Origin of the sequence: Levilactobacillus angrenensis, from assembly GCF_003946085.1 — a bacterium.
GTDB lineage: Bacteria > Bacillota > Bacilli > Lactobacillales > Lactobacillaceae > Levilactobacillus > Levilactobacillus angrenensis.
In genome coordinates, this window is record NZ_RHOB01000016.1 from 51,470 (window position 1) to 57,956 (window position 6,487).

Consider the following 6,487-nt stretch of genomic DNA (forward strand, 5'->3'; position numbering starts at 1 on the left):
TCAGAAGAGAAAGCTCAGAAGCGTACATGCGAGCAAATCGGTTGTGTTTATGACCAAAGACGAATCTGGTGGTGTCTCTGTAAAAATCAGGACCGCAAATTGAGTTGTTTCCCAACGATAAGTCGTGTAGACTTAAGAGCAAATATGGTTGAGGAGATGGCATGATGGCTGATGCGCTACTGATTATTGATATGCAAAATGGGGTTTGTTTTAGCGAACCGGGGGTGGCCAATGCCGCTGCGGTGATTGACGGGATTCAGCGACGCATCACGCACTACCGCCAGTTAGGCCGGCCGATTATTTTCGTGCAGCACAATGACGAAGATTTGGTAGCCGATAGCTTGGCCTGGCAGATCATCCCCGCTTTTCGCGTGCAGCCGACAGACACAGTCGTTCAAAAGACACACGCCAACGCCTTTTACCACACCAATTTACGGCGCGTGCTGACCGACTTTGCGGCAGAATCGCTGGAAATTTGCGGCGCGCAGACCGAGTACTGTGTGGATACCACGACCAAGGTGGCGCATGGTATCGGGTATGATTTGGAAATGACGCCCGGGCTGACGACCACGGTGGATAATGCCTTTATGACAGCCGACCAAACTATTGCTTTTTACGAAGGTATTTGGAACCATCGCTTTGTCACGATGCTCCAGGATTAAAGATGATGACCGGGGGTGACTGGCGAGACGTGTCAGTCACCCCCTTATCTATACCAACGAAATTGGTGGGGGATTTGTAACCGGCTGTCGGAGAAGCTTAAGGGTTTCTTAATTAAGTTGTGGGCGTAGACCCTGGCTAAGGCCAAAATCATTGCTTAAATGAAAAGTTCTCAAGACTATGAAAAATAATCTTGAGAACTTTTTTAAGCTGTTAGAGATGTTTAAAACTGACTACCACAAGTATTCAACCGGGTTTTTAATATACTGGTCATAAACGTCCTGCACGATTGCCATTTGGTCGGCTGTCAGTGGCGCTAACTCAGCGGCAGAAGTGTTGCGTTCGATTTGCGTCGGGTTGCTGGCGCCAGGAATTACGGCGGACACGGCATCATACATCAAAATGTAGCGTAAGGCCGTGGCGGCTAATTGCTCGGTCCCTAAACGCCGCTTGAGTTCGTCAGCAGCCTTGACCCCGGTGAGGTAATCAACGCCGGAGAAAGTTTCCCCCTTATCGAAGTGTTGGCCATCCCGGTTGTTGGTCCGGTGATCTTCGGGCGCAAACTTGGTGTCGGCGGTGTATTTCCCACTCAGCAAGCCACTGGCCAAGGGGACACGGGCCAAGATGCCAACGTTGTGCTGCTGGGCCAAGTCAAAGAATAATTTAGCTGGGCGCAAGCGGAACATGTTAAAGATGATTTCGATGCCAGCGACGTTGTAGTCGAGGGTTTTGATGCCTTCTTCCACCTTTTCCACGCTGACCCCGTAATTGCGAATTTTGCCCTGTTGCTGCAAGCGGTCGAGTTCAAAGAACGTCTCCGGTTGGTAGTACACCTGGGTTGGCGGGCAGTGGAGCAGGACCATGTCCAACGCATCCAAACCCATATTCTGTAAGGATTCCTCGACGTAGCGGTCAATGTTGGCCGGACTAAAGTGGTCAGCCGTCAGGGGTTCTTCCTTGCGGCCAATTTTAGTGGTGAAATGCACGTCGGGGTGGCTCTTGATAAATTGCCCCACGGCCCGTTCACTGGCGCCGTTTTGATAGCCATCGGCAGTGTCAAAAAAGTTCACGCCTTGCGCATAGGCTTCGGCTAGCGTGTCTTCCGCGTCCTGTTGACTGAAGGGCAGTCCCCATTTGCCCCCGAGTTGCCAGGTGCCAAGGGAAACTTCGCTAATATTGAAACCGGTTTTACCAAAATTTCGATATTCCATCTGTTTATAACTCCTTTAATGGGTGATTAATGGTCATATCACTAGTTTACTACTTATTTTAAGAACCAGGTCTACATTTTTTCCAGACCCTGTCGCTGTTCCTCGTCAATGATGTGCGTGTACAATCCCGTAGCGCTGGTCGAATTCTGGCCAAGCTGGGTCGCCACGAGCTGCTCGTTTTTGGTGGCTAGATAGAGTTTGGAGGCCAGCGTGTGCCGAAGCTTGTGCGGTGTGATTCGGACCTTGAACGCTGATGAGTATTTGGCGACCATTTTTTCCATGGAGTTGGCCTGCATCCGTGAAGCTTGACCGCGATAACTGCTGAGAAACAGTGCTCGGTCAGTGCTAGTGGCATGGTAAGTTGCTTCACGGTGGTCAATGTAAGCCTGGATATACGGCAACGTCCACGGCGCAATCGGTACAGTATCACGCTGGCCACCTTTACGAACCACGCCAATCGTGCCGGTCTTGAGGTTCAGGTGCCGCAGGTCGGCATTGGCCGCTTCGGATACCCGCAGGCCACTACCGAGCAATAAGGCATTGATGGCCAGGTCACGGCGTTTGTCACGGTGGAAGTAGCGCTTCTTGGCCGGTGACAGCAGAGCCTCGTATTTCTGATCAATGAAGTCCAAGTATTCATGGTCGGTGTTGCCCAGCATCAGCTTGGTTTTGAGATTGGCGGCACGCGTGGCGTAGGTCTCACTGGTGCGGACCAGGGCGATCTTGTGCATGACGTTGCGGTCAAAATAAGCCTCGCCATTGTCGTCTTCGGTATCCTCAGTCAAATATTTAAAGAGCGAAGACAGGGCGTTGAGCGACCGATTGATGGTGGGGTGCGTCCGGCTACCGGGAGCCCCCGTCAATTTGGTCTGGTTCAGTAGGGCGGACTTGTACAGTTCAACCGTTTCTTTCTTCAGAGTCGCTAGGACCTGGATGTCAATATCGGCGGGGCGGGTAGCGGGGGTCAAACCTTCGCTGATCAACCAGTTGAAGAAGCGGCGAAACTCCGTCAGGTATTGGTATAGGGTAGCGGGCGATAAAGGAATGGTCGCTTTGGCCTGGTAATATTCCTGGACGTACCAGGGGGCGGTGGCCAGTTCTTCGTCAATTAATTTTAAGTAGTGCTGCTTTTCCATAGAAGTGGCCTCCAAACATATGTTCTCATATATTCTATGATACCGGTGAATGCCGAAATTAGCAAGCCCCCCGCTTGTTTTTTTACGGACTACTATCTTTAAAATATTTGTTTTAATGAAAGTAGTCAGCTGAGGAAATAGCCAAGAGCTAAAGCCGGTTAGTAGACTGGCCAGCCTTCAGTGAATCGTCTAAACGTGATAAAATGCGCTGAAACGTTGCTGCACGGCGGTTTAGCGGACCTGAGTACGTTTTCTGATTGGACTGGATTCAGTTCGCTTGAAATGACCGTTTCATTAAAGGCTATCGCTAGCCAATCGCTGTTAGAACGGCGTTTATCGGACTTTCAGATAAGATGGTCAGAGGCCTGAGCCGAAGCTGATTGATCAGTATCGTGGCAAGTACGCCGCTGAACGCAGCAAGTCCATTGCTGGCAATTCAGCCAGCGACAACTGCTAACCAAGCCAGTTCATCAGCAAGTTAGCACATAGCTGGCAAGTCTCACGGTCTGATTTAGCCGATGAATGGAACCATCAACCATGAAATTGGTCAAGCCAGCCAGCACTCGGTACATAGCGGTCAACGACCAATTTTTAGGGAAAACGACGTTGATTCTGAGCACACGTTCAGGTGTTAGCTGATCAAGGTATCACGAAAATGACGTAGAAACCGCCTGCAAATTGCGACTTTTTTGCGGTCAACGACCAGTAGGTTATGGTTACTGACGGCTGGCTGGCCGCTGGCAGTCAGCATGGATAATCAGCCAACCGCCAATGAGTTACTGGCAACGACTGAGGTAGTCGACTCAGTTTCAAGTTATGAATTGTCAGTAACGCTGAAAGAACTTGCTGACAGGATTGACGGGACCAACACCATCATAAGGAACATAGCTAACAGGGAACCGGCACTTTTCCCGTCAAAGTCTTTTTCTCATTCTACTTTACATAATATATATTATCGAAAGTAGTGGTTCAATCGTCAGCAGCCCCCGGATTAAGCCAAATTAAAACCAGTCAGCAAGTTTTTTACTCACCAACTGGTTTTTAAACTTTACTTCGGTTGACCCACCGCCAACGTTTTTAAAATCTCTCGGGTCAGCGGCGTCAGTTCCGTTGGCAATTGATCTAGCGGGAAAAATTTGGCGGCACTGGTTTCATCGTCATCACCATTGGGTTCGCCAGTCGCCGTGACTTCATAAACCACCGTGACCGAATCAATCTGATCACCATTGGGATATTGATATTGCATGCCAGCGCCACTCACGACCGTTAGCAATTTGGCGGCTTGCGCTGTCAGACCGGTTTCTTCAGCCAATTCGCGTTGAGCCGTCGTCAGCGTGCTTTCATTGAGTTCCTTCGAACCCGCTGGCAAGCCCCAAAAATGATTGTCCGTGCGGTGCACCAGCAATAACGCGGCTTGCCGATACACGACGGCCGCTGCACCGACGACGATCAGCGGCGTATGGCCGACTTGCTGGCGTAAATTTAACACGTAACCCACAGTTTCTCACCCGCCTTTTTACATGATTGTACCATACAAAATGGGCGTTAATGCCATTTGTTCTGAATGAAGTCTTGACGACCGCCCATTTCTTCAATTTGGTAGCGAAATGGGTTCTTGCGGTAAAAGTCTTGGTGTTCATCTTCTGCGGGATAAAATGGTTGGGCGTCTTCAATGGTCGTCACGATGGGCTCATCAAACCGGCCACTGGCGGCTAATGCGGCCTTGGACTTCTCCGCTGCAGCCCGTTGTGCGGGACTATTTACGAAGATGACCGGCCGATAGCTGTCGCCGCGGTCCTGAAATTGGCCACTGGCATCGGTGGGATCCGTTTGCCGCCAGTAAATTTCTACCAGTTCAGCGTAACTGATGATGCTGGGGTCGAAGGTGATTTTGACGGCTTCCGTATGGCCCGTCGTGTGGCTGGCGACTTCTGCGTACGTCGGGTTGACCGTGTGACCGCCGGTATAGCCGGAAACGACCGAGTCAATGCCTGGTTGCGTGTCGAAGGGCTGCACCATACACCAGAAGCAACCGCCCGCAAAAATTGCTGTCTCTTTTTCAGTCATGCAATCGCCCTTTCTTATTTGTCAAAAAGCTGTTCAAAATCGTGGTAGCCATTTTCTTCAAGCTTGTCGGCGGGAATGAACTTTAAAGCCGCTGAATTGATGCAGTAGCGTAAGCCGCCCTGGTCTTGCGGGCCATCCGTAAAGACGTGGCCTAAATGCGAGTTGGCGTCTTTACTCCGGACTTCTTGGCGAACCATGCCAAAGGAGTGGTCCGTATTTTCCTTAACGTTGGCGACATCGATGGGCTTGGTAAAAGATGGCCAGCCACACCCCGCGTCATATTTGTCAGTTGAACTGAATAGTGGTTGGCCGCTCACAACGTCCACGTAAATGCCATCTTCGTAAAAGGCATCATACTTACCGGTGAACGCGGCTTCTGTGGCCGCATGTTGCGTTACCGCGTATTCCTCTGCGGTTAGCCGTTGCTTCAAGTCTTCCTGATTTTCTTGTTGCTTCATGCTAATTCCTCCAATCAGTTGTACGCAACTTAATCGTTACTACTCCCAGTGTAAGACTTTTTACCGGAAACGCAAGGAATTTGACAAGCAAAAACCGGCTCACCATGCAGTGAACCGGCTTTGCCAAACGGTACTTACCTTCTATTTTGCCGATTGTCCAGCAGGTGTGTGGTACCGCAACTGAACACCTTCAATATCCACTTTCTGGATACCAACGGCCCGGTTCCGGTAGTACATCACACTGTGCTTAGACGGGTTGTGGGCTAATCCCATCGTGTGGCCCAATTCGTGTTCTGCCACGTGGAGGTCATCCGAGTGAGAGTAGCCGTACGTCTGCAACAAGCTAGGATTCAACGTCGCGGTAACCTTGGTCAAATAGTCGTTTTGCGCGGTGTATTCGGTCAAGCCGACGTCTTCGCCTAATGTTGCTGCCTGAGATTTAGAGGCTGTTTCCAAGTCGATCTGGGCATTTCCCTTAGTGCCCGCCTTGAAGTGAAAGGCCCCCGTCTTATTCCAGGCTGAAATCGCTGACTGCCAAATCCGCCGGTAATACCGGGACTTGGTCGTAATCACGTATGTGGCACTGGCGTGGGCGAAGCGTTCTGGCCCAAATGGGGTCACGCCTGCTGCCAACGCCAAGTTGCCGCCAACCTGCGTAAAGAACAAAACCAGCGTCGTCACAATGGTTAAAATCCCTCGGTACCAACCTTTAATCATGCAAAGTCCCTCTCTCTTGAAGGAGGATGCCTGACGGCTACCATCGACCCGTATTATACGGGAGTGCGGATTTAGAAGCGACTAAAAAACGGCTCTTTGTCAACTGTTGTTGGTAATCGGCTGTCTGAGGTTGCCTAATCGTATTATGATTAGGCAGCCTTTTTAATTCCGAATACTAGATGAATCCTTAATCTAAAGCTACTAAAACAACCGAATCCGTAGCTGACTCGCTTGATTA

The 6,487-nt window shown here is 50.4% G+C and carries 7 protein-coding genes; 1 reads left to right on the top strand and 6 read right to left on the bottom strand.

Going from position 1 to position 6,487, the window contains the following annotated elements:
* Positions 1–164 precede the first annotated feature (164 nt).
* Entirely contained in the window at positions 165–662 is a 498-nt protein-coding gene (locus EKM83_RS09925) for a cysteine hydrolase family protein (RefSeq protein WP_125576984.1), read from the top strand.
* 231 nt (positions 663–893) lie between these two features.
* Here the strand turns inward: EKM83_RS09925 and EKM83_RS09930 are convergent, their stop codons facing one another.
* The 6 genes from EKM83_RS09930 to EKM83_RS09955 form a co-directional block, all read right to left on the bottom strand.
* The gene (locus tag EKM83_RS09930; RefSeq protein ID WP_125576986.1) at positions 894–1,871 is read right to left on the bottom strand and encodes an aldo/keto reductase; all 978 of its coding nucleotides are present in this window, start codon (positions 1,869–1,871) and stop codon (positions 894–896) included.
* A gap of 71 nt (positions 1,872–1,942) precedes the next feature.
* Positions 1,943–3,007, bottom strand: coding sequence for a tyrosine recombinase XerS (gene xerS, locus EKM83_RS09935; protein ID WP_125576988.1), 1,065 nt, complete (start codon positions 3,005–3,007; stop codon positions 1,943–1,945).
* 1,048 nt (positions 3,008–4,055) lie between these two features.
* Entirely contained in the window at positions 4,056–4,505 is a 450-nt protein-coding gene (locus EKM83_RS09940) for an NUDIX hydrolase (protein ID WP_125576990.1), read from the bottom strand.
* A 47-nt stretch (positions 4,506–4,552) separates the two neighbouring features.
* On the bottom strand, positions 4,553–5,074 hold the full coding sequence (msrA, locus tag EKM83_RS09945) for a peptide-methionine (S)-S-oxide reductase MsrA (protein WP_125576992.1): 522 nt from the start codon (positions 5,072–5,074) through the stop codon (positions 4,553–4,555).
* A 14-nt stretch (positions 5,075–5,088) separates the two neighbouring features.
* Entirely contained in the window at positions 5,089–5,532 is a 444-nt protein-coding gene (gene msrB / locus EKM83_RS09950; RefSeq protein WP_125576994.1) for a peptide-methionine (R)-S-oxide reductase MsrB, read from the bottom strand.
* A 141-nt stretch (positions 5,533–5,673) separates the two neighbouring features.
* The gene (locus EKM83_RS09955; RefSeq protein ID WP_125576996.1) at positions 5,674–6,249 is read right to left on the bottom strand and encodes a matrixin family metalloprotease; all 576 of its coding nucleotides are present in this window, start codon (positions 6,247–6,249) and stop codon (positions 5,674–5,676) included.
* Positions 6,250–6,487: the final 238 nt, after the last annotated feature.